Genomic DNA, 1,383 nt, shown 5'->3' with positions numbered 1-1,383 from the left:
AAATATGGTAAAGAAATCATCAGGAGAATTTTAGATGAAAAATAAAGACATTCTTGAACTATATAAAAATTGGGATGGAGAAACACTCCCTCCAGATGAACTAATGGAATTGGTTTCTCAAAATCCATTTAGTTTGCTTGATGTTCAGATTGTTAATTACAAAGCATTTTCTGATAAAGTATCAGTTAAGTTTGAAGACAATAAAAAACCAATTTTATTTGTGGGCGTTAATGCTAGTGGTAAAACAACTATCGCTGATGCTATTGCTACATCATTAAGTAAAATTAATAGTGCTATTTATAATAAGAATACTGATTCAGGTGATGTAATAGAAGAAAGAGATATAAACAAGAAAAATGATCCATATCAACCGGCTTTAATAGAGTTAAATTTAGGATATGCTAAAACTAAATTAACTGAAGTTATCGTTGCAAGATCACCTAATGGCTCTCCTAAGACAATTTCTAGCACGCTCATACAGGCTAAAAAATTAGGTGCGCTATATAGCTATATGCTAGCTAAAGATAATTTAGATTTACCTCTTTATTTATTTTATGGAGTAGATCGCTCATCGTTAAAAACTAAAGATAAATTTGATAAAGCAGATTTTATATCTAAAGTAGAAAGATTAAATGCGATACCACAGAAACTAAAAAGCACATTAAATTTTAATGATTTTTTATTATGGTTTAAGTATTTAGATGATGCTAAGAATCAAGATCTAGTAAATGCATTAGAAAGTGTTAAAAGTGAATTAGCTAATATAGAAGGGAAAGTTAATGAACTGGATTCATATGACAACGATATGTTAACTGGATTGAATGTAGCTAATGAATTACTAAAAAAAATGAATTCAATAGCATCTATTTATTCTAAACTAGAAAACGTAAAAAATAATAATGAAGTAGACACAGAAAGAGGAAAACAATTACAGAAGATTAAAGAAATTATTATTACTTTTATTCCAAATATCATAGATATAAAAATAGATAGAAATCTTTCCTATCCATTTATAGTTAAAAAGCAAGATGGTTCACAATTTCCTTTGTCAGAATTGTCTCAAGGAGAAAAATCAATCATATCTTTAGTGGGAGATCTTGCTAGACGTATGCTTATCTTAAACCCACATAAAGAAAATCCTCTTGATACTCCAGCGATTGTTATTATTGATGAATTAGAACTTCACTTACATCCACAATGGCAAGAAGAAGTTATTTCTCAATTAGAACGAACCTTTAAAAATACTAAATTTATTTTAACTACGCATACTCCAACTATTGTTAGTTCAATCATAAATGAAAATCTTTACCTTATTAAAGGTAATCAAATTATAGCAGGTAAACATCTTGATTTTGGTACATATGGTGCTGAATACGCTAGTAT

1 protein-coding gene is annotated in these 1,383 nt (G+C 28.3%); it reads left to right on the top strand.

Going from position 1 to position 1,383, the window contains the following annotated elements; translation table 11 throughout:
• Nucleotides 1-34: 34 nt before the first annotated feature.
• The coding region (locus tag QZ106_RS00005; RefSeq protein WP_295972661.1) for an AAA family ATPase at nucleotides 35-1,383 on the top strand (1,349 nt) is incomplete at its 3' end.

This window comes from uncultured Aggregatibacter sp. (assembly GCF_901873365.1).
Taxonomy (GTDB): Bacteria; Pseudomonadota; Gammaproteobacteria; order Enterobacterales; family Pasteurellaceae; genus Aggregatibacter.
This window is presented reverse-complemented; position numbering and strand designations above follow the sequence as displayed.